We start from the raw sequence: 21,052 nt of genomic DNA on the forward strand, positions 1-21,052 counted from the left end.
TCGCCGACATGGGGATCGACGTGCAGCCACCGTCCGGTACACAGTGGACCATCGCGGCCGACGGCCACGAGGCCGTCGTGGTCGAGGTGGGCGGCGGGCTGCGGGCCTACCGCTACGACGGGGTGGACCACCTCGACGGGTACGCCGAGGACGAGGTCTGCCCCGGTTCGGCCGGGCAGGTGCTGGCGCCCTGGCCGAACCGCATCCGGGACGGCGTCTACACGGTCGGGGAGCGGTCGTTGCAGCTCGACCTCACCGAGCCGGAGCGGCACAACGCCCTGCACGGCCTGGTGAACTGGGTGCGGTGGCAGCCGATCGAGCAGTCGGCGGACAGCGTGACCATCGGCTACGACCTGCCGCCGAGCCCCGGCTACCCGTGGGCGCTGCGGCTGCGGGCGCGGTGGAGCGTCGGCCCGGACGGCCTGCGGGCCGAGCACGAGGCGACCAACCTGTCCGACGAGCCGGCGCCGTTCGGCTTCTCCGTCCACCCCTATCTGCAACTGCCGAAGGTCGGCGTGGACGAGCTGCGGCTGCACCTGCCGGCCCGGCGCCGGGTGCTGGTGGACAGCCGCCTGCTGCCGGTCGCCGCCGCGGAGGTGACCGGCTCCGAGTTCGACTTCACCAGCCCGCGCCCGATCGGCGACCTGGTCCTCGACACCGCGTTCGGTGACGTCGAGCGGGACGCCGACGGCGGCTCGGCGGTGGTGCTCAGCGCGCCGGACGGCTCGTCCGGGCTGCGGATCTGGGCGGACCGCGAGTTCGGCTGGTGGCAGGTGTTCACCGGCGACACGCTCGGCGGGGAACGGCACCGCCGGTCCGTGGCGGTGGAGCCGATGACCTGCCCGCCCGACGCGTTCCGCTCCGGCAAGGATCTGATCATGCTGGAGCCGGAGCAGACCTGGCGGGGCGCCTGGGGCGTCCGCCCGGAGGTCTGAGCGTGGAGTTCGCCGAGGTCGTCCGGCGCCGCCGGATGGTGCGCAACTACGACCCCGACCGGCCGGTGCCGCCGGAGGTGGTGGACCGGCTGCTGGACCACGCCGTCCGCGCCCCGTCGGCCGGGTTCTCGCAGGGCTGGGGCTTCCTGGTGCTGGAGGAACCCGAGGACCGGGAACGGTTCTGGGCCGCGACCACACCGGGTGGCGGCGGCCGGGAACGCTGGCTGTCCGGGATGCGCCGGGCGCCGCTGATCGTGGTGCCGCACGCCAACCGTGACGCCTACCTGGACCGCTACGCCGAGGCGGACAAGGGCTGGTCGGACCGCGCCGAGGAGCGCTGGCCGGTGCCCTACTGGTACGTGGACACCGGTTTCGCGGCGCTGCTGATGCTGCTCACCGCCGTGGACGAAGGACTGGGCGCCTGCTTCTTCGGCATCCCGCCGCAGCGCATCGGGGCGTACCGGGACGCGTTCGGGGTACCGCCGGAACTGCACCCGATCGGTGCGATCACAGTCGGTTATCGAGCCGTTGACCACCGGTCACCGTCGCTGCGCCGCGGGCGGCGTCCGGTGCAGGATGTGGTGCGGCGGGGACGGTGGACCTGAGCGGTTAGGCTGACATCCACATTGTCAGCCTGGCCTGGGGAGGAGAGCACGCCGTGATCTTCAGGGCGGTCCGGGACGGGCGTCCCTACCCGGAGCACAACCTCACGCTGAAGCAGTGGGCCGAGATTCCGCCGCGCCCGCTGCGGCTTGACCAGCTCATCACCACCAAGCGCGAACTCGCGCTGGACAAGCTGCTCGCGGAGGACTCCACCTTCTACGGCGACCTCTTCCCGCACGTCGTCCAGTGGAACGGCGGCCTCTACCTGGAGGACGGCCTGCACCGGGCGCTGCGCGCGGCGCTCCAGCAGCGCAACCAGATCCACGCGCGGGTGCTCGTGCTCGGCGACCAGGGCGAGTGACGCCTCCCTGAGGCTTGGTTAAGGTGACGCCATGACTCCTCTCGACCTGCTCGACATCGACGCGTCGCTCAGCGAGGAGGAGCGGCAGATCCGCGCCGTCGTGCGCCGGCTCGTGACCGACCGGGTACGCCCGCACGTCGCCGGATGGTACGAGGACGGCCAGGTGCCGGCCCGCGAACTGGCCCGCGAGTTCGGCAAGCTCGGCCTGCTCGGCATGCACCTGACCGGCTACGGCTGCGCCGGCTCCTCGGCCGTCGCGTACGGGCTGGCCTGCCTGGAACTGGAGGCCGGCGACTCCGGCGTCCGGTCGCTGGTGTCGGTGCAGGGCTCGCTGGCCATGTACGCCATCTGGCGCTTCGGCAGCGAGGAGCAGAAGCAGCGCTGGCTGCCCGCGATGGCGGCCGGCGAGGCGATCGGCTGCTTCGGGCTCACCGAACCCGACCACGGCTCCGACCCCGGGTCGATGGCCACCCGGGCCCGCCGCGACGGCGACGACTGGATCCTCAACGGCAGCAAACTGTGGATCACCAACGCGCCCATCGCCGACGTGGGCGTGATCTGGGCGCGTACCGACGAAGGGGTGCGCGGCTTCGCCGTACCCATGGACACGCCGGGGGTGACGGCGCGCGAGATCCGGCACAAGATGTCGCTGCGCGCGTCCCTGACCGGCGAGATCGCACTCGACGACGTCCGGCTGCCGGCTGATGCGCGACTGCCCGAGGCGATCGGGCTGAAGGCGCCGCTGGGGTGCCTGACCGAGGCCCGGCACGGCATCGTCTGGGGCGCGCTCGGCGCGGCCCGCGACTGCCTGGAGACGGCCCTGGAGTACGCGACCACCCGCACCCAGTTCGGCCGCCCGCTCGCCGGTTTCCAGCTCACCCAGGCCAAGCTCGCCGACATGGCGGTGGAGTGGAACAAGGGGATGCTGCTCGCGCTGCACCTGGGCCGCCTCGCCGACGCCGGCTCGCTGCGGCCCCACCAGGTGAGCGTGGGCAAGCTGAACAACGTCCGCGAGGCCCTCGCCATCGCCCGGCAGTGCCGCACGATCCTCGGCGCCAACGGCGTCTCGGGGGAGTACCCGGTGATGCGGCACGCCAACAACCTGGAGAGCGTGCTCACCTACGAGGGCACCTCCGAGATCCACCAGCTCGTCATCGGCCAGCGGCTCACGGGCGTGTCCGCGTTCGCCTGACCTGCAGTTTCACCCGATCGAGGCGCTCGGCGAGCGACTGTCGCACGGTGGCCGTACCGTCATTGTCAGTCGATGTGTCGGACGAGGACTCTGTCGGACGAGGACGGTGAGGGCGATGGCCCGCGACGGTGACATCAACGAGCCCACCCGGGAGTTCCCGGACTACCCCACCAGCGAGTCCCTTCGCGACCGGGCGGAGGGCTCGCCCGACCACGACCGCGAGTACGCCCCGGGCGCCCCGGCGTCGGGCGGCGGCCCGGTGCGCGGCCTGCTCTGGGTGCTCGGCGCGGCGGCGCTGGCGGTGGTGGTGCTGCTCGGCGTGCAGGCCACCGGTCTGCTGCCCGACTTCCGCAACCCGTTCGCCAAGGAGCAGACCGACCGGAGCCAGCCGCCGCTGCTCAAGTCGATCCGGGACCTGAGCCGCTACGTCGCCGCCGAGGGCAACTTCCAGGTGGTGGTCGACGTGCAGAACGACAGGCGCAACGTGCCCGACTTCCTGCTCAACGAGCGCACGCTGTTCGTCGGGGCGGGCCGGGTCGAGGCGTACGTCGACTTCGCGAAGATCGCCGACGGTGCCGTCGTGGTCTCCGAGGACGGCAAGTCCGCCGAGATCAAGCTGCCCGCGCCGCAGCTCGGCGAGACCGACCTGGACATGGACAAGAGCTACGTGTTCGCCGAGCAGCGCGGCCTGATCAACCGGCTCAACGACCTGGTGGCCGGCGATCCCAACCGGCAGCAGCAGATCTACAAGCTCGCCGAGGACCGGATCACCGCCGCCGCCCGGGACAGCGGGCTCACCGCCCGGGCCCAGGAGAACACCCGCAAGATGCTCGAAGGACTGCTGCGCTCCCTCGGGTACGAGAAGGTGACTGTCACCTACACCGCGCCCTGACCTCGCTCGGTACGCCGCGCGCCCGCCCCGGTTCTCCGGTGCGGGCGCGTCGCGTGTGTGCCGGTGTCCCGGCTCATGTCGCGTCAGCGGGTGGCGAGGTAGCGGTCCTCGTTCGGCATCAGGATCCACAGGATCAGGTAGATGATCACCTGCGTGCCGGGCAGCAGCAGCGACAGCAGGAACAGCAGCCGGACCATCCCGGCCGACATGCCGAACCGCTGTCCCAGGCCGGCGCAGACACCGGCGATCATGCGCCCCTGGCGGGGCCGGACCAGTTTGCGACTCATCGTCGTCTCCCACTTCTGCGGCGATCCGCCGCGCTGATTCCACGGTAGAAAGGGGTACGCGCCGCGCCCTCAGCCCCGAGGAGGATCGGCGACCCGGGCACCCGTAGGTGCATACCCCGGACCCTCCCCACCGACGCACCCCCGCTCCCGCCCCGCTCCCGCCCCGCTCCCGCCCCGCTCCCGCCCCGCTCCCGCCCCGCTCCCGCCCCGCTCCCGCCCCGCTCCCGCCCCGCTCCCCGCGATCTTGCAGTTGCGGCCCATGTTCTGCCCGATTCGCACCGTTATTGAGGGCCACAACTGCAAGATCGCGGGAGTTGTGGGGTGGCGTCCGCGCGACCCGGGAGCCCTCGGCGGGGGAGTGGGCGGGCGGGTATGGGGTGGAGTGGGGGCGGGTATTCACCGGGGCGAGGTAGGCTCGCCGGTCGGGCGCTCCCACCCCGGGCGCCGGCCGTCCACCCGCCCGGCGGGCGCGGCACCCACGCACCGGCTCGGAACCGCACAACGGGGACGACGGCGAGGAAAGCAGCCAATGATCAGTGTTTTCGATCTTTTCAGCGTCGGTATCGGGCCGTCCAGCTCGCACACCGTCGGGCCGATGCGGGCCGCCCGTACGTTCGTGGCGGGCCTGAAGGCCGACGGGCAGCTCGCCGACGTGGCGCGGGTACGGGCGGAGCTGTTCGGCTCGCTCGGCGCGACCGGTCACGGGCACGGCAGCGACCGGGCGGTGCTGCTGGGGCTGGAGGGCGAGGTCCCGGAGACCGTCGACACCGACTCGGTCGGGCCGCGTGTGGAGCGGATCCGCACCCAGGGGCGGCTCGACCTGTTCGGCAGCCAGGGGATCGACTTCGACCCGGACGCGGATCTGGTGCTGCATCGCCGGCGCTCGCTGCCGTACCACCCGAACGGGATGACGTTCGCGGCGTACGACGCGGCCGGGAACGAGGTGCGGTCGCGCACGTACTACTCGGTCGGCGGCGGGTTCGTGGTGGACGAGGCGGCGGCCGGGGCGGACCGGATCAAGGCGGACACCACCCGGGTGAAGCACCCCTTCCTGACCGGCGCGGAACTGCTCACCGTCACCACCGGCACCGGGCTGTCGATCAGCGGAGTGATGCTCGCCAACGAGCTGTCCTGGCGCAGCGAGGCGGACGTACGGGCGGGGCTGCTGGAGATCTGGCGGGTGATGCGCGAGTGCGTGGAGAACGGCTGCACCCGTGACGGCGTACTCCCGGGCGGGTTGAAGGTCCGGCGGCGCGCGGCCGAGATGCGGCGCAGCCTGGAGGCGGAGACCGGCAGCCAGGATCCGCTGCGCGCGATGGACTGGGTGACGCTGTTCGCGCTGGCGGTCAACGAGGAGAACGCGGCCGGCGGGCGGGTGGTCACCGCGCCGACGAACGGCGCCGCCGGGATCATCCCGGCCGTGCTGCACTACTACACCCGGTTCGTGCCCGGCGCCTCCGAGGAGGGGGTGGTCCGGTTCCTGCTGGCGGCGGGCGCGATCGGCGTGCTGTTCAAGGAGAACGCGTCGATCTCCGGGGCCGAGGTGGGCTGCCAGGGCGAGGTCGGTTCGGCGTGCTCGATGGCGGCGGCCGGTCTGGCCGAGGCGCTCGGCGGTACGCCGGAGCAGGTGGAGAACGCCGCCGAGATCGGCATGGAGCACAACCTGGGGCTGACCTGCGACCCGGTGGGCGGCCTGGTGCAGATCCCGTGCATCGAGCGCAACGCGGTGGCGAGCATCAAGGCGATCACCGCGGCCCGGCTGGCGTTGCGCGGCGACGGGGTGCACCACGTGTCGCTGGACAAGGTCATCAAGACCATGCGGGAGACCGGCGCGGACATGAAGGTCAAGTACAAGGAGACCGCGCGGGGCGGGCTCGCCGTCAACGTGATCGAGTGCTGACCTCGTTGGGGTGATCCCGGCCCGCACCCGGCCCGGGAGCGCTACTGACAAAGCGACCATCATGCGGTGACGTCAGGCGTCGCGGCGCTCTGGTCCGCCCGCACCTCGCTGCGCATCCTGGTCCGCCGGGATCTCGCGGTGAAGTACCAGCAGTCGGTGCTGGGCTACTTCTGGTCGCTGATCGAGCCGCTCGGCATGGGCCTGATCTACTGGTTCGTCTTCGGCGTGCTCTACTCCGGCGCGACCCGGCGGCACCTGGGCGAGGCGGCCGGGTCGTACCCGCTGTTCCTGATCACCGGGATCTTCGCCTGGATGTGGGCGAGTTCGGCGCTGACCGAGGCCGCGAACGCGCTGACCGGGCAGTCCCGGCTGATCACCACGATGAACCTGCCCCGGCCGATCTTCCCGATCGGGCGGGTCACCGGGCGCTTCGCCGAGTACCTGGCCGGGCTGCCGATCCTGGTCGCCGTCGCGGCGCTCTACGCGAGCCAGGGGAAGATCCGCCCCGGCTGGAGCCTGCTCGCGCTTCCGCTCGCGGTGGCGGTGCAGTTCGTGCTGCTGGTGGGCCTGGCGCTGCTGCTGTCGGCGGGCAACGTGCTGATGCGCGACATCGAGCGCACGATGCGGCTGGTCATCCGGCTGCTGTTCTACGCGACCCCGATCATCTACCCGCTCGACCTGGTCCGGGAGTCGGGCATGCCGGGCTGGCTCAAGATCGGGTACGAGCTGAACCCGCTGGTCGGGATCTTCCAGCTCCACCACGCGGTCTGGTATCCGGACGAGTTCCCCGACGCCCGGCTGCTCACGATCACGGTGTCCGGCAGCGTGCTGGTGCTGGCGCTCGGCTGGTGGGCGTTCCACCGCCTCGAACCGGCAGTGCTGAAGGAACTCTGAATGGCACCGATCATCGAGGCGGACGGGCTCGGCATCCGGTTCGTCCGCAACCGGCGCCGCCAACTGCGGCTGCGGGAGCTGATCGTGCACCGGGGCGCCCGCGACCCGGACGCGGGCCGGTTCTGGCCGTTGCGCGACCTGTCGTTCCGGATCGAGCCGGGCGAGACGGTGGGCGTGGTGGGGCGCAACGGCACCGGAAAGAGCACGCTGCTGCGGCTGATCGCCGGTGTGCTCATCCCGGACGAGGGCTCGATCCGGGTGCACGGCCGGGTGGCGCCGCTGCTCGAACTGTCCGCCGGGTTCTCCGGCGACCTGACCGGCCGGGAGAACCTGTACCTGGTGGGCGGCCTGCACGGCCTGTCGTCGGCGTACCTGCGGGAGCACTTCGACGAGATCGTCTCGTTCGCCGGTGAGCAGGTGGAACGCGCGATTGACACGTCGGTGCGGCACTACTCGTCGGGGATGAAGGTGCGGCTGGGCTTCGCGGTGATCGCGCACCTGCCGCACCCCGTACTGCTTGTGGACGAGGTGACAGCGGTCGGGGACGCGGAGTTCCGTGCGAAGTGCTATGCGACCATCGAGCGACTTCTCGCGGAAGGGCGCACGCTGGTGCTGGTGTCACACAACGACAAGGACCTCACCCGGTTCTGCCGTCGGGGGCTCTACCTCGACGCCGGACGGCTGATCGTCGACGGGACGATCGACGAGGCGCTGGCCGCCTACGCCGACGCGGCGAAGCGGTGACGCTCGCGATCGTGCTCGCCGCCGAACCGGCGGCGGGCCACCTCACCGAGCCCGGCCGGCCTGCCGGGGAACCGCTCACCGAACGCCTGGCCGCGCAGTGGCGCCGGGCCGGGGCGGACGACGTGCGCGTCGCCGCGGACCTCACCGAGCTGGCCGACCTGGTGGCCGGCGCGACCGGCCCGGTGCTGGTCAGCGGCGCGGATCTGGTGGCGCACACGGCCGTACTCAAGCACCTCGCGACCAGCCCGGTCGGGCCGACGGTGGCGCTGGTGCTCACCGATCCGCCCGCTCCCGGGCAGGCCACCGTGCGCGAGGAACGCGGCCAGGTGGTCGAGGTCGGCGCCACCGACCCGAGCGGCGTGTTCGGCGGCGCGCTGCGGGTCGGCGCGGCCGACCTGCCGGCGCTCGCCGAGGCCGCCCGCCGCGCCGCGGGTGCCGTCCCCGACGTGCCGCCGTCCGACCTGGCCGCCCCGGCCGCGCCCGGCACCGCCGGGGGTGGGCCGCTGGGCGCGGTGGACCGGCTCGTGGCCGGCCTCGCCGCCCGCGGCACGCTGATCTTCGCCCAGCGGGTACGTCTGCTCGTGGCGCACCGGGTCGGCGACGAGGCGCAGCGGGAGGCGGCCGAGGCCGCGGTGACCGCTGTCGACGAGGACCGGGCCGAGCTGAAGCTGTCGGTGAAGGAGCGGGACGACTTCTTCACCACGTTCTTCGTCAGCACGTGGTCTCCGTACGTCACGAAGGCGGCGGCCCGGATCGGGATCGGCCCGACCGGGGTCACCATGGTCTCGGTGGCGTTCGCGGTGGCCGCGGCGGTGCTGTTCGGCGCCGGTGGACGGCCCGCGCTGGTGGCCGGCGCGATCCTGCTCTACCTGGGCTTCGTGCTGGACTGCGTGGACGGGCAGCTCGCCCGCTACACCCGGCACTTCAGCGCCTGGGGCGGCTGGCTGGACACGATGGCCGACCGGTTCAAGGAGTACGTGGTCTACGCCGGTCTCGGCTTCGGGGCCACGCACGCCGGGTTCCGGTACGGCTGGGCGCTGGCCCTGGCCGCGATGACGTTGCAGACCGTGCGGCACATGACCGACACCTGGTACGGCGCGCTGCACGACGAGGCGGCCCGGCGGCCGAAGGTGGCGAGCGCCGACGCGGGCGGTATCGGCGGGAAGCTGAACGCCGCGTCGACGCGGGTGCAGGCGGACACCGGTTCGGTGTCGTACTGGCTGAAGCGCACGGTGGTGTTCCCGATCGGTGAGCGGTGGGCGCTCATCGCGATCGCCGCTGCGCTGTTCGGACCGCTGGTGGCGCTGGTCGCGGTGCTGGTCTGGGGGACGCTGGCGTTCGCGTACACCGGGGGGTTGCGGACCTTGCGGGCGCGGTGGATGCGGGTGCCGGTGCTGACCACTGTGGACGCGGGTCTGCACCGCGACGACGGCCTGCTGGCCCGGACGCTGCCGACCGCGCGGCGGCCGCTGCTGCTGGCGGTGCTCGGTGCGCTCGGCGCGGCGGGGACGCTGGTGTGGGCGCTGCTCGCGGTGCACGGCGGCGGCGACCTGCCGGTCTGGGTGCCGGTGCTCGCGCTGGTGCTGCTGCTGGGTGCCGCCCAGGGCTCGCGGGCGCCGCACGACGGGTCGCTGGACTGGCTGGTGCCGGCCGCGTTGCGGGCCGCCGAGTACCTGTTCGCCATCGCGGTCGGGGTGGCGGGCCGGGCGCCGGCCTGGCTGATCTTCGGGTACGTCCTGGTGCTCACGCTGCTGCACTACGACCTGACCGCCCGGCTGGAGAAGCGGCAGGTGGCGCCGCCGCTGCACGCCGCCACGCTGGGCTGGGCGGCACGTTCTGTGTTGCTGGCAATCGGGCTGATCGCCGGATATGCGAGTATCGCTCTGGCTACACTCGGTGCGTACCTTCTCGTGGTTTTTGTCGCGAGCGTGGTCCTCGCCTGGGTGGTCCTGCCGGCCCGCGCCCGTGGGGGTGTGCGCTCGCCGGGCTGACGGAGGGCGGGCCGGGGTGACCTTGATCAGCTTCGTCGTGCCGGCCTTCAAGGTGCAGGGCTACCTGCGGGAATGTCTCGACTCGATCCTCGACCAGCCGTTCGGCGACATCGAGGTGATCGGGGTCGACGACGCCTCCCCGGACGACAGCGGCGAGATCCTGGCCGAGTACGCGCTGCGCGACCCCCGGGTCCGCCCGGTGCGCCTCGCCGAGAACGTCGGGCTCGGTCCGGCCCGCAACATCGGGCTGGACCGGGCCGTCGGCGAGTACGTGTGGTTCGTCGACGGGGACGACTGGCTGGTGCCCGGCTGCCTGCCGCACGTCGCGGACCGGCTGCGCGACACCGCGCCGGACGTGCTGATCGTGGACCACGTCCGGGCGCACTGGAACAACATCGGCACCCGCAGCGCGATGCGCGACGTGTTCCCCGAACCGCCGGGCGCGACCACGTTCCCGCTGCGGGACCGGCCGGAGACGCTGAAGCTGCTGCACACCGCGTGGAACCGGGTGGTGCGCCGGGAGTTCCTGCTCGAACGCGGGCTGCGCTTCGAGCCGGGCTGGTACGAGGACGTCTCGTTCAGCTATCCGGCGTTGATGGCGGCCGGGCGGATCGGCGTACTCGACCGGATCTGCCTGAACTACCGGCAGCGCCGCACCGGCGCGATCACGAAGACCCGGGGGGACCGGCACTTCGAGGTCTTCGCGCAGTGGCACCGGGTGTTCGGGCTGATGGACCGCTGGAGGGTGACCGGGCTGCGGCCGGCGGTCTTCGAGCGGATGATCTGGCACTACCTCACGGTGCTCGGCAACGGCGACCGGATCGCGCCGGAGCTGCGGGCACCGTTCTTCGCCCAGATGCACGCCGACTACGTGCGGTTCCTGCCGCCCGAGGGTTATCCGGTCCCGCCCGGCGCGGAAGGGCTCAAGCACCGGCTGGTGGCGGCCGGGCGCTGGCGGACGTTCAGCGCGTTGCGCGAGGCGCACCAGGCGGGGGAGACGGCCCGGCGGACCGCCCGGCGGGCCCGGCGGCGGGTGACGCCGGTGGTGCGGCGTACCGCCCGGCGGGCCCGCGACCTGGCGCTCGGCGAGTACTACCGGGCCGAGCTGCACCGGCCGGTCGACCCGACGCTCGCCGTGTACGCGGCCTACTGGTACCGGGGCTACTCGTGCAACCCGGCGGCGATCTACGAGGCGGCCCGCCGGCTCGCGCCCCAGGTGCGCGGTGTGTGGATCGTCCGCCGGGACCGGGTGGCCGCGTTGCCGCCGGGTGTCGAGTACGTGGTGGCCGGCAGTCGTGAGTACCACCGCGTCCTGGCCCGTGCCCGCTGGCTCGTCAACAACGTCAACTTCCCGGACTTCGTCCGCAAGCGGCCCGGCTCGGTGCACGTGCAGACCCACCACGGCACGCCGGTGAAGGTGATGGGGCTGGACCAGCAGCGCTACCCGGTGGGCGCGGTGGGGATGAACTTCGCCGGCCTGCTGCGCCGCGTCGACCGCTGGGACTACAGCATCACCTCGAACAGCTTCTCGACGCAGATGTGGGAGCGGGCGTATCCGGCGGAGTACACCACGCTGGAGGTCGGCTACCCGCGCAACGACCGGCTGGCGCTGGCCACCGCCGAGGACCGCGGCCAGGTCCGCGCCGCGCTGGGCATCGCACCCGACGAGTACGTGGTGCTCTACGCGCCCACGCACCGGGAGCATCTGCCCGGGTGGCGGCCGCCGTTCGACCCGGACCGGATGCTCGACGTCCTCGGGCCGCGGGGCCGGCTGCTGATGCGCAGCCACTACTTCCACGACCGGGAGCGGAACCCCCGGGGACCGGCGGCGGACGGCGTGCTGGACGTGAGCGCGTACGACCGGGTGGAGGACCTCTACCTGGCGGCGGACGTGCTGGTCACCGACTATTCCTCGGCGATGTTCGACTACGCGGTGCTGGACCGGCCGATAGTGGTCTACGCGCCGGACTGGGACGCCTACCGGGTGGCCCGTGGCGTCTACTTCGACCTGCTGGCCGAGCCGCCCGGCGCGGTCGCGCTGGACTTCCCCGGGCTGCTCGACGTGTTCCGTTCCGGCGCGGTCGACGACGAGGCGGCCGAGCGGGTCCGGACGGCGTTCCGGTCGCGGTTCTGCACGCTCGACGACGGGCACGCCGCCGAGCGCGTGGTGCGCCGCGTGTTCCTCGGCGAAACGCCGTAAAAGTGGTTACTGGCTGGTCACTTAACCGTCGAGCCCGGCGAATACCGCTTAATAGGACTGTCACGAGCCGAACATGGCACGTTTACCCGATGTGCGAATCAGATGATCCTGGTCACAGTCATTCCCGGGTTTGGGGCGAAGAACTGGGGAGGTGACGGTGGCGACCGTCGCGCTCAAGGATGTCACCAAGGTGTTCCCGGACGGAACAGTCGCGGTCGACACCATCAATCTGGACGTCAACGACGGCGAGTTCATGGTGCTGCTCGGTCCGTCGGGATGCGGGAAATCGACAGTTCTGCGCATGGTGGCCGGGCTGGAGGACCCGTCCTCCGGCGCCATCATGCTCGGCGGTGAGCTGGCGAACGACCTGCCGCCGCGCGACCGGAAGATCGCCATGGTCTTCCAGGACTTCGCGCTCTATCCGCACATGACGGTCGGCGACAACATCGGCTTCCCGCTGCGGCTCTCCGGCGTCGAGCCCGCCCCGCGCGGCGAGCGGATCCAGGACGTGGCGAGCGCGCTCGGCATCGGCGACGTGCTCGGGCGCAAGCCCAGCCAGCTCTCCGGCGGCCAGCGGCAGCGGGTCGCGATGGGGCGGGCGATAGTGCGCCGGCCCGGCCTGTTCCTGATGGACGAGCCACTTTCCAACCTGGACAGCGGGCTGCGCGCCGAGCTGCGGGCGGAGATCTCCGGACTCACCCGCGAGCTGGGCGTCACCACCATCTACGTGACCCACGACCAGGCCGAGGCGCTGACCATGGCCGACCGGGTCGCCATCATGCGCAAGGGCGTGCTCCAGGACGTGGGCACCCCCACCCAGGTGTACGGGCGGCCGGCCACGCTCTACGTCGCCGCGTTCCTGGGCAGCCCGCGGATGAACCTGCTGGAGGCGTCGGTCTACGTCCACCTCGACCGGTACGTCGCGCTGAACCTCGGCGAGCAGTCGCTCTACCTGCCCTGGGACGACATCCGCAGCCGGGCGGTGGCGCACTACCACGGCGAGCGGATCGTGGTCGGCATGCGCGCGGAGGCGCTCACCCCGGTCGCCCCGGACACCGCCGGTGACGTGCTGCACGGGCGCATCCGCTACCTGGAGCACCACGGCCACGAGTCGCTCGCGTTCCTCGACATCGGCGCGACCGCCATCGTCGTGGACGAGATGGGCACACCGGTCGAGCAGGCCGCACCGGGCCAGCGCGGCCTGCGCCGGTTCAACCAGGTGATGCAGCGGCTCACCGGCCGCGCGACGGAGGCTCCGGCGGCGGCCCCGGAGGCCGGCGGGGGCGGCAACCGCACGAGCGTGCTGCCCGACCCGGGCCGCCACCACCGTCGTCCGGCGGAACTGGCGGTACGGCTCGCGCCGTACCCGCAGGTGTCGCCCGGGCACCCGCTCGCCGTGCAGGTACGGATGGACGCGCTGCACTTCTTCGACGAGCGAGGCGACCGCATCGACGTCGGCTGGCGGTGAACTGCCGGTCGCATCCGCGGACGGGCGGACGGCTCATCCGCGGATGATCGGCCGCCGGTGCGGGCCCCAGGCGACGAAGCGGGCGAACATGTCGGCGGGGGCGGGCGCGTCGTCCGGGTTCAGCCGGTAGAGGTCGCGCGTCGCCTCGTAGAACAGCCCGCACAGGTAGATGGCCAGGCCGATCTGGTTGTCCTCGTACTCCGTCTTGAGCAGCAGCCGGGCCATCGGGCACGGCCACGGCCGGCCGCAGGCCCGGCAGCACCACATGGGACGCAGCGGCGTGTGCGGGGTGGCGTGCAGCGGGTACGGCCGGGGGCGGTCCGGCGTGGGTCCGTCCGGCGGCTGCCCGAGCTGGTGGCTGATCACCGGCGCTCCTCGTGGTGGCCGTCTCTCGGGAGCTGCTCCGGGTGACCGCCGTTGGTTCCGCGCTGCTGCGGGGCGGACCAGCGGCCGCCGTTGGCCCGCCACTGCTGGGCCGGGGTGAGGTTGCCGACCCGGCCGGGCCCCATCGTCGGCAGTGGACGCGTCGGCTGCCGCATCCACTCCGGCAGGTTGTCGCCCCGTACCCGGTGGGGCAGTGTCGGTGCCGACGCACCCCGGCAGCGGAACCAGCGCAGTCGCACGGCGCAACTCCTCTCGGTAGCGGGAACCGGACGAATTCGGCTCCACTGCGTGACAGTCTCGTCACCGCGCCGCTAGGGTCGGAAGGCGTTCCACCCCCACCTTCCTGGCCGTCCTACCGGCCGTCTTTCCGTGTGCAGCCGTGTGCAGAGGTGTGCAGATGATCCGTGTGCCGTTGTGGGAACTGTTCGCCGGTGAGCTGCGCCGGTTACGTACCGATGCCGGGCTGACCCAGGAGGCGCTGGGCGAGCGGGTGAGCTATTCGGCGTCGCTGGTGGCGGCCGTCGAGCAGTGTCGCCGTGCGCCGCGCGCCGAGTTCACCGAGCGCTGCGACGAGGTGCTGAACGGCGGCGGCCTGCTGGTGCGGATCCGGGACGCGCTGATGCAGGAGGCACTGATGCCGTGGTTCCGCGAGTGGGTGAGCATCGAGCAGGAGGCTGCCTCACTGCGGAGCTTCCAACCGCTGGTGGTGCCCGGCCTGTTGCAGACCGAGGAGTACGCCCGCGCGCTGCACGAGGGCGCTAGCCCACTTGTCGGTGACGCTATGGAGCAGCAGGTGGCCGCACGGATGGCGCGGCAGGTGGTGCTGGACCGTCCGGCTCCGCCGCAGTTCGTGGCAGTGCTCGACCATTCAGTGCTCACTCGCGCCGTCGGCGGCCCCAAGGTGATGCGGGAGCAGTTGGAGCATCTGGTCGAGGTGGGTCGTCGGCCTCGCGTGCACCTGCACCTGGTGCCGGAGACGGTCGGTGCCTATCCGGGGCTCAACGGCGCTTTCGTGCTCGCGACCCCGGCCGACGGCGACGACGTTGGCTACCTGGACAACCAGTTGCACGGCACGATTGTGGAGCGGCACGCGGACGTAAAATCACTTCGGCAAACCTGGGAGTCGGTGCGCGCGGAAGCTATGCCGCACGGGGCGACTCTGGCGGCGATCACGGAGGCGGCGAAGCGATGGAGTTGACCGGCGCGATCTGGCGCAAGAGCACCCGCAGCAGCGGCAACTCCGGCGACTGCGTCGAGGTGGCGGACAACCTGCCCGGTGTGGTGGGGGTGCGGGACAGCAAGGACCGGCAGGGGCCGGTGTTGGCGTTCACGCCGTCGAGCTGGGCGGCGTTCGTCGCGTACGCCAAACGGGCGTGAGTGCCGTACCGGATCTCGGTCCCCCACCACGGCGCACACCCGTCGACGTGGAGCAGGTGCGTCGCCTGGTCGCCGACCAGTTCCCGCACCTGGCCGGCCTCCGGATCGAACCGGTAGCCAAGGGCGGCTGGGACAACTGGACCTTCCACCTCGGCCCTGAGCTGCTGGTGCGCCTGCCCAGCGCTGCCGAGTACGCCCTGGCCGTCGAGAAGGAACACCTGTGGCTCCCGGCCCTCGCCGCTCGACTGCCGCTACCCGTCCCCGCGCCGCTGGCGAAGGGCGAGCCGGGTGCGGGCTACCCGTATCCGTGGTCGATCTACCGCTGGCTCGACGGCGAGACCGCAGCCGTGGACCGGATCGCCGACCCGGTGCGGTTCGCCCTCGACCTGGCCGACTTTCTCGCGGCCCTGCACGGCGTCGACGCCACCGGCGGGCCGCAGCCGGGTATCCACAACTGGTTCCGGGGCGGCACTCTGCGCACGTACGACACGAAGGTCGAGCGTGCGCTCGCGGCGCTGGGCGGCCACGTCGACGGCGAGCTGGTCCGCGAGATCTGGGCGCGGGCACTCGACTCCCGCTGGGACGGGGTGGACCGCTGGTTCCACGGCGACATCGCCCCGGGGAACCTGCTGCTCGCTGAGGGCCGGCTGGCGGCCGTCATCGACTTCGGGACATGCGGCGTCGGTGACCCGGCCTGCGACCTGGCGATCGCCTGGACTTTGCTGACCGCCGAGGGCCGGGAGGCGTTTCGCGAGCGCCTGTCGGTGGATGACGCGACGTGGGCGCGCGGACGTGGCTGGGCCCTCTGGAAGACCCTTTCCACCTACTCCCGCTCTTTCGACGACCCCGACGACGCGGAGGAGTCAGCCGAGGCGCAACGCATCCTCGGGGAGATGTTCGCCGAATAGACGGCCGGTTCTCACCCGGCGCCGGCGGCCTGCTCTCCCGGCGCGAACGGCCACTCCTCGAACGACAGGCACCGGCCGTCCTCGGCGAACCGCATGATCCAGAGATCGCGCCACTCCTGGTCGACGGGGTCGCCGTACCGGACCTGGACCCGGGCCACAGCGGTGTCGCCGTCGACGGCGACCACCTCCGCTGTCATCTCGAAGATCTCGTCGGGTCCGTCGCGCTCGCTGTCCCACATGCGGGTGATGGCGGGCAGGCCGACGACCGGGTCCCGGTACGGCCCCTGCTGGTAGCTCGCGTCGGACGTGAACATCGTGCCGAGCGCCGCCGTCCCCGGTGTGCGCCACGCCTGCTCGTACGCCGCGATCCAGGCGGCCACCCGATTCCGGTCCATGGTTGCCAGCCTGCCATCAGCGCGTGCCCGGATCTCCCAGATCGGCTGCGCGGGGTCGTCGTTGTGCACGACGACGTCGGCGTGCTCGACCGGGCGGGCCTTGGCGAAGTAGAGCCGCTGGGCGGGGAGGTAGCGCTCGCGCCAGCGCCGTTCGACGTCCGCGCGCGGCGACACCTGGCGCTCACGGATCACGGCACGATCCACGGTCCGGTCGAGCGCGGTCGAGACGAAGACGCGCAGCTCCCACCGGTCGACCAGCTCCGGGCGCAGGAGGAAGACGCCGTCGACGATCAGCACGGCGTCCGCCGGGGCGGTCGTGAGCGGCGGGGACAGCACCGTATCCGTGGCGTGGTCGTAGACCGTGCGCCGGAAGCGTCGATCGCCGCCCGGGCCGAGCGGATCGAGCAGCACCCGCTTCAGCGCCCCGTGGTCGTGGGTGTCGACGTAGCAGCCCTCGGCCGAGAACTCGCCGCGTCGATAGCGCCGCGCCCGGGGGAAGAGGAAGTCGTCGACTGTCGCCCGGATGACGTACCGGCCGCGGGCGCGCAGGACGTCGGCCAGCTCGTCGGCGAGCGTGGTCTTGCCGGCTGCGGGCGGCCCGTCGACGGCGACCCGGATCGGGTGCGCCACTGTGACGGACCCGATCGCGTCGGCCAGGATGTCGACCAGCTGATCGCGGTGGGGATAAATGGATTGCCGCTGCGCCGGGCCGGGAGTTTGACTGCCGTCCATGCCGTCTCCCTCACCGGTCTTCGTCGCGGGCACGGGCCGTTCGGGCACGTCGCGGATCGCCGACATCATCGGCCAGCATCCGCTGATCCACCGGATCCCGATGGAGACCAAGTTCCTCGTCGAACCCGGTGGCCTGCGGGACCTGGCCGACGCGCTCACCGACCGGTACGACCCCATCGTCGGCGAGGACGCCCTGCACCGGCTGAGCGACTTCCTCACCGTACGCGTGCCCGGGCGGCGTGACGACCGTGGCAAGACAGTGCCCGAGCTGGTCGGCGAGCGGCGTTACCGGGACGCCGTACACCAGCTCTGGCCGCGGCTGATCGCGCACGCCTTCGAGGAGCCCGTGCCCGCGGAGGGCTTCGGCGACGGCGACCGCCCGGCCGGGCCGTTCGGGCCGGCCAGCCGACGGCGGGTCGTGCCGAGGTACTTCCGCGACCGGGGCGAGCTGATCGCCGTCCTGCGGGGCCTGGTCGAGACCCTGTTCGGCGGGGCGGCCGCCGACGCGGGCAAACCGACCTGGTGCGAGAAGACGCCGTTCAACCTCTTCACCATGGACTTCCTGTGGGAGCTGGTCCCCGAGGCGACGGTCGTGCACATCAAGCGTCACCCGGTGGCGGTGTTCGCCTCCCACCTGGCCCAGCCGTGGGCGCCGTCCACTGTCGACGGGGTGCTCGCCTACCTCGTGCCGGTCTACCAGCGATGGCTGGCCTGGAAGGACGCGGCCGATCTGACGAGCAGGCGATACGTCGAGGTGAAGGCGGAGGACCTCGCGGCCGACTGGCCCGGGCAGCGGCGGGCCCTGTTCGAGCGGCTCGGCGTCGAGGACGCCGTCACCGCGTCGACGTTCCGGGCGGACAAGCTGGCGCACCGCGACGACCAGTTCGACGCCGGCACCCGCGCGTACGTCGAGCGGGAACTGGGCGAGATCATCCCCGCGATGGGATACGAGTGACGGCTGATCGGCCTCAGCAGGAGCCGGCCCGATCGATCGTAACCATCAGGCCGGCACTCACTGCGATTCCCAGTACGGCGACCGCCAGCCACGGCCAGGGGTTCCGGACCCGTGACCGGGTGCCTACCCGGGCCACGACGACGGAGAGGACCGCCGTCGCCGTCATCGCCAGGACCAGCAGGGCGTACGCGTCCCTCGCCGCCTGCGCCGAAGCGTAGGTGTCACCGTCGCACGGCGCCGAGGGCGCCAGGAGCGGGATGCAACTGAGACAGCTCGCGACGACGAGCAGTGTGCCCAGCACGGTCACCAGAGTCGCTGCCGCCTTCGCCCCACGGGATCGCATCGACTGGACAGTAGGGCCCCAAGGTCTCGGAGCTGACACGACCGGGCAACAGCAAGATCGGGTCACGCCTTGTGGCGCAGTTCGCGGAGTACGCCGTGCCGGCGGAGCGCCCACCCCAGGCGCCGTGCGCCGGGGTGCCTGACGAACAGCACCGCCGCCCGGCGGATCAGCCCGAACCGGTTGTCGCTCACCTGGTCGTCGACCGCCCGCCAGATCAGCTCGCGTACGCCGGCGCTGTCCAGCATCGCCCGTACCTCGTGGCGTACCCGGGGATCCTCGGCCGCGGACGTGACGGCGGTGACCAGGCCGGGCCGGTCGGCGAGCGGCTCCACCGCCGCGGAGACCAGCGGCCGGCGTACGGTGTCCCGCTCCAGCAGCAGCAACACCGCCTCCCGGACCTCGGTGCTGTCGAGCCCGGACCGCAGCAGGCCCAGCGCGCTCCGCTCGACCTCGCGGTCACGGTCCGGCAGGGACAGCGCAGCCAGCAGCACCGTCACCTCGTCGAGGTCGACGAGGTGACGCAGCCCGTCGCGGAACTCCGGCAGCGCCCACGCCACCGTCAGGCCGCGCGCGAGATCGCGGTTCATGGGCCACTCGCTACCCGGAGTCGGCAGCCTCCGAAACGCCGCTGGACTGATCCACCGGGCCGGACAGCGCCGTGAAACGGACCGTGGTTACAACCGCTCACCTGAGCCGGTCGTATTGGCAGCCTCGGTCGCGAGAACGACCGGCATGGCCGGATAGGGGTCGCTGATCGGCTTGCGCTGAGCATGGACCCGTTCCCGCACCATCACCAGCGTGGGGCCGGCGACGTAGTGCCTTCCCCGCCGTTCGCCACGTGCTTCCAGCAGCCCGTGCTCGACAAGGTTGGCCAGATCACGAGATGCGGTCCGATCCTCGACATCGGCAAGTTTGACGTACCCGGAGCGGCGGATGCGATAGCCCAGGACTGCCTCGTAGAGCAGATCGGTCACCCGCTCAGGGAGCCTGTTCTCGCCAACGATCGCGTCCAACTCCGACCAGATGCCAGACGCCTCACCGAAGCGGCGCGCCACGGTCTGCGCCTGCATGTGATGGGCGCGCAGGTTGAACGACACCCAGAGGTGCGCCGAACCCTCGGGGTTCCAGCGGCCACGCCCGGTAACCGCCAGCACTCGGTAGTAGTCCTCCGTGTTGCTGCCCAGCCATTCCTCGATGCTGGAGAAGGCCGGCTCAACGATTGCGCGCCGGGAAAGCACCAGCGTCTGAAGGGCGCGTGCCATCCGCCCGTTGCCATCGCGGAACGGATGGATCATCACCAGGTTCAGATGCGCCATGGCTGCTTTGACGAGCGGGGAGGCGGTCACGTCCGACCGTAGATCTTCGGTCAGTTCCTCCATGAGTTGAGGTACGTGGTCGGCGTCCGCGCCCTCGTACACCCGCTCATCGGTCCGCTCATCGTGTACATAGATCGGGCCCTTGCGATATTGCCCCGGGCTCTTGCCCAAATCGTGCGAGAGCATCATGTAGTGCATGCTGCGGATCACCGACGTCTCGAAGCGGAAGTGCGGATCCCCGGCGGTTTGCAGCACGTATCCCAGAGCCTGCCGATAGCCCCGGATCTCGGCGAAGGTCCGGTCGTCGGCGCTCAGCGGTTCCTCGTCGTCCAGCGCGGCGGCGGCGTCGTCCTCGGCGACCACGTAGCCCTCAATGCTGTTGGAGCCGAGAATCGCGCGGGCCAACATCGTGCGTCGGAGGCCACCGGTCCACCGGCGAGGACTGCGCAGGACATCGGCGAGGGTGCGGCGCATGTCATGCACCTCCGCCAGCACGGTTTCGTCGTGATCGCTGAGTTCTGGGGTGGCGTAGATCATCTCATGTCCTAATGTCTCTTAATAAGAGACAAGCCTAGCGTTTGTCGGCGCGGATGTCACTTAGTTAGTGACATTGGGCCATCGTGACCCGATACCTTGCCGGGGAAGTTACTGGCGAGTAGCGTTCGGGCATGAGCATCGACTCTCGCCAGGTGGCGGCCGGTCTTCTCGACGCCGTGCCGTTCGCCCGCACGCTCGGAATCGAGTTCGTCGAGGTGGCGCCCGAGGCCGAGGGTGGGGTCCGGGCCGTGGTCCGGCTCCCCGACGACCCGGCGCACCACAACCACGTGGGCGGCCCGCACGCCGGGGCCATGTTCACGCTGGGGGAGACCGCCTCGGGCGCGGTTGTCCTGGCCGCGTTCGGGCAGGTGCTCGACCGGGCCGTACCCCTGGCCGTGACCGCGACCATCCGCTACCTCAAGGTGGCGGTGGGGCCGGTGCTGGCGACCGCGCGGCTCGGCGGCGTACCCGCCGAGGTGCTGGCGGAGCTGGACGCCGGACGGCGGCCGGAGTTCCCGGTCGAGGTGGAGGTCCGCACCGAGGACGGCACGCTCACCTCCTCGCTCACCGTGATCTGGACGCTCCGGCCGAACCGCTGAGCCCGGAACGGGGTTTGCCCGGCGCGGGGTCTGGTTAGA

23 protein-coding genes and 1 pseudogene are annotated in these 21,052 nt (G+C 71.7%); 16 read left to right on the forward strand and 8 right to left on the reverse strand.

Annotated elements, in window-relative coordinates:
• Positions 1 to 8: 8 nt before the first annotated feature.
• The 5 genes from ACN27D_RS17150 (at position 9) to ACN27D_RS17170 (ending at position 3,983) form a co-directional block, all read left to right on the forward strand.
• Positions 9 to 935: an aldose 1-epimerase family protein gene (locus tag ACN27D_RS17150; RefSeq protein ID WP_358171146.1), complete on the forward strand. Its 927-nt coding sequence runs from the start codon at positions 9 to 11 to the stop codon at positions 933 to 935.
• A 2-nt stretch (positions 936 to 937) separates the two neighbouring features.
• A complete protein-coding gene (locus tag ACN27D_RS17155; protein ID WP_421499484.1) occupies positions 938 to 1,540 on the forward strand; it encodes a nitroreductase family protein in 603 nt (200 codons plus the stop codon).
• Between the two features lie 53 nt (positions 1,541 to 1,593).
• Entirely contained in the window at positions 1,594 to 1,899 is a 306-nt protein-coding gene (locus tag ACN27D_RS17160; protein WP_013283726.1) for a type II toxin-antitoxin system VapB family antitoxin, read from the forward strand.
• A gap of 31 nt (positions 1,900 to 1,930) precedes the next feature.
• Entirely contained in the window at positions 1,931 to 3,091 is a 1,161-nt protein-coding gene (locus ACN27D_RS17165) for an acyl-CoA dehydrogenase family protein (protein ID WP_091414735.1), read from the forward strand.
• A gap of 115 nt (positions 3,092 to 3,206) precedes the next feature.
• Complete coding sequence (locus ACN27D_RS17170) at positions 3,207 to 3,983, forward strand: DUF4230 domain-containing protein (protein WP_120571985.1); 777 nt, start codon at positions 3,207 to 3,209, stop codon at positions 3,981 to 3,983.
• An 83-nt stretch (positions 3,984 to 4,066) separates the two neighbouring features.
• Here ACN27D_RS17170 and ACN27D_RS17175 read toward each other — a convergent pair whose 3' ends face one another.
• Positions 4,067 to 4,270 (reverse strand): PspC domain-containing protein, encoded by a 204-nt coding sequence (locus ACN27D_RS17175; protein ID WP_013473752.1) that lies wholly within the window; start codon positions 4,268 to 4,270, stop codon positions 4,067 to 4,069.
• A gap of 529 nt (positions 4,271 to 4,799) precedes the next feature.
• On the opposite strand from ACN27D_RS17175, the gene ACN27D_RS17180 reads away from it, so the two are divergent.
• The 6 genes from ACN27D_RS17180 to ACN27D_RS17205 all read left to right on the forward strand — a co-directional run bounded on the left by ACN27D_RS17180 (position 4,800) and on the right by ACN27D_RS17205 (position 13,467).
• On the forward strand, positions 4,800 to 6,170 hold the full coding sequence (locus tag ACN27D_RS17180) for an L-serine ammonia-lyase (protein ID WP_421499485.1): 1,371 nt from the start codon (positions 4,800 to 4,802) through the stop codon (positions 6,168 to 6,170).
• A gap of 66 nt (positions 6,171 to 6,236) precedes the next feature.
• Positions 6,237 to 7,064 carry an ABC transporter permease gene (locus ACN27D_RS17185; RefSeq protein WP_120571984.1) on the forward strand — a complete coding sequence of 276 codons (828 nt, stop codon included), beginning with the start codon at positions 6,237 to 6,239 and terminating at the stop codon, positions 7,062 to 7,064.
• Entirely contained in the window at positions 7,065 to 7,808 is a 744-nt protein-coding gene (locus ACN27D_RS17190; protein ID WP_030503547.1) for an ABC transporter ATP-binding protein, read from the forward strand. It begins immediately after the preceding gene.
• A complete protein-coding gene (locus tag ACN27D_RS17195; RefSeq protein ID WP_421499486.1) occupies positions 7,805 to 9,799 on the forward strand; it encodes a DUF5941 domain-containing protein in 1,995 nt (664 codons plus the stop codon). The genes ACN27D_RS17190 and ACN27D_RS17195 overlap by 4 nt, the downstream gene beginning before the upstream one ends.
• 16 nt (positions 9,800 to 9,815) lie before the next feature.
• On the forward strand, positions 9,816 to 11,999 hold the full coding sequence (locus tag ACN27D_RS17200; protein ID WP_358171150.1) for a bifunctional glycosyltransferase/CDP-glycerol:glycerophosphate glycerophosphotransferase: 2,184 nt from the start codon (positions 9,816 to 9,818) through the stop codon (positions 11,997 to 11,999).
• Between the two features lie 157 nt (positions 12,000 to 12,156).
• Positions 12,157 to 13,467 carry an ABC transporter ATP-binding protein gene (locus ACN27D_RS17205; protein ID WP_120574019.1) on the forward strand — a complete coding sequence of 437 codons (1,311 nt, stop codon included), beginning with the start codon at positions 12,157 to 12,159 and terminating at the stop codon, positions 13,465 to 13,467.
• Positions 13,468 to 13,500: 33 nt separating this feature from the next.
• Here the strand turns inward: ACN27D_RS17205 and ACN27D_RS17210 are convergent, their stop codons facing one another.
• Together ACN27D_RS17210 and ACN27D_RS17215 are read right to left on the reverse strand one after the other, a co-directional pair.
• Complete coding sequence (locus ACN27D_RS17210) at positions 13,501 to 13,833, reverse strand: hypothetical protein (protein ID WP_091414746.1); 333 nt, start codon at positions 13,831 to 13,833, stop codon at positions 13,501 to 13,503.
• A complete protein-coding gene (locus ACN27D_RS17215) occupies positions 13,830 to 14,090 on the reverse strand; it encodes a hypothetical protein (RefSeq protein ID WP_421499487.1) in 261 nt (86 codons plus the stop codon). The genes ACN27D_RS17210 and ACN27D_RS17215 overlap by 4 nt, the downstream gene beginning before the upstream one ends.
• 158 nt (positions 14,091 to 14,248) lie before the next feature.
• Between ACN27D_RS17215 and ACN27D_RS17220 the strand changes: the two genes are divergently transcribed.
• Genes ACN27D_RS17220 through ACN27D_RS17230 form a run of 3 tightly spaced genes read left to right on the forward strand, consistent with a single transcriptional unit; the run spans position 14,249 to position 16,136 of the window.
• Positions 14,249 to 15,049 carry a helix-turn-helix domain-containing protein gene (locus ACN27D_RS17220; protein WP_350816712.1) on the forward strand — a complete coding sequence of 267 codons (801 nt, stop codon included), beginning with the start codon at positions 14,249 to 14,251 and terminating at the stop codon, positions 15,047 to 15,049.
• Positions 15,040 to 15,228, forward strand: coding sequence for a DUF397 domain-containing protein (locus ACN27D_RS17225; protein ID WP_350816711.1), 189 nt, complete (start codon positions 15,040 to 15,042; stop codon positions 15,226 to 15,228). The genes ACN27D_RS17220 and ACN27D_RS17225 overlap by 10 nt, the downstream gene beginning before the upstream one ends.
• Positions 15,225 to 16,136: an aminoglycoside phosphotransferase family protein gene (locus ACN27D_RS17230; RefSeq protein WP_421499488.1), complete on the forward strand. Its 912-nt coding sequence runs from the start codon at positions 15,225 to 15,227 to the stop codon at positions 16,134 to 16,136. Before ACN27D_RS17225 ends, ACN27D_RS17230 begins: the two co-directional genes overlap by 4 nt.
• Positions 16,137 to 16,147: 11 nt before the next feature.
• Here ACN27D_RS17230 and ACN27D_RS17235 read toward each other — a convergent pair whose 3' ends face one another.
• Both ACN27D_RS17235 and ACN27D_RS17240 read right to left on the reverse strand, forming a co-directional pair.
• A complete protein-coding gene (locus ACN27D_RS17235) occupies positions 16,148 to 16,531 on the reverse strand; it encodes a nuclear transport factor 2 family protein (protein ID WP_357899768.1) in 384 nt (127 codons plus the stop codon).
• Positions 16,532 to 16,552: 21 nt separating this feature from the next.
• A pseudogene (locus tag ACN27D_RS17240) lies at positions 16,553 to 17,263 on the reverse strand (hypothetical protein); the annotation flags it as partial.
• Here ACN27D_RS17240 and ACN27D_RS17245 point away from each other — a divergent pair.
• On the forward strand, positions 17,262 to 18,218 hold the full coding sequence (locus ACN27D_RS17245; RefSeq protein WP_421499489.1) for a sulfotransferase family protein: 957 nt from the start codon (positions 17,262 to 17,264) through the stop codon (positions 18,216 to 18,218). The pseudogene ACN27D_RS17240 and the gene ACN27D_RS17245 sit on opposite strands and share 2 nt — an antisense overlap.
• 13 nt (positions 18,219 to 18,231) lie before the next feature.
• Here ACN27D_RS17245 and ACN27D_RS17250 read toward each other — a convergent pair whose 3' ends face one another.
• From ACN27D_RS17250 to ACN27D_RS17260, 3 genes are all read right to left on the reverse strand, one after another.
• Positions 18,232 to 18,519 (reverse strand): hypothetical protein, encoded by a 288-nt coding sequence (locus ACN27D_RS17250; protein WP_358171155.1) that lies wholly within the window; start codon positions 18,517 to 18,519, stop codon positions 18,232 to 18,234.
• Between the two features lie 104 nt (positions 18,520 to 18,623).
• Positions 18,624 to 19,148, reverse strand: a complete 525-nt coding sequence (locus ACN27D_RS17255; RefSeq protein WP_421499490.1) for a hypothetical protein — start codon at positions 19,146 to 19,148, stop codon at positions 18,624 to 18,626.
• Between the two features lie 87 nt (positions 19,149 to 19,235).
• On the reverse strand, positions 19,236 to 20,414 hold the full coding sequence (locus ACN27D_RS17260) for a Fic family protein (RefSeq protein ID WP_350816707.1): 1,179 nt from the start codon (positions 20,412 to 20,414) through the stop codon (positions 19,236 to 19,238).
• A 131-nt stretch (positions 20,415 to 20,545) separates the two neighbouring features.
• On the opposite strand from ACN27D_RS17260, the gene ACN27D_RS17265 reads away from it, so the two are divergent.
• Positions 20,546 to 21,013 carry a DUF4442 domain-containing protein gene (locus tag ACN27D_RS17265; protein WP_091414765.1) on the forward strand — a complete coding sequence of 156 codons (468 nt, stop codon included), beginning with the start codon at positions 20,546 to 20,548 and terminating at the stop codon, positions 21,011 to 21,013.
• Positions 21,014 to 21,052: the final 39 nt, after the last annotated feature.

This window comes from Micromonospora sp. WMMD1274 (assembly GCF_049179035.1).
GTDB lineage: Bacteria > Actinomycetota > Actinomycetes > Mycobacteriales > Micromonosporaceae > Micromonospora > Micromonospora tulbaghiae.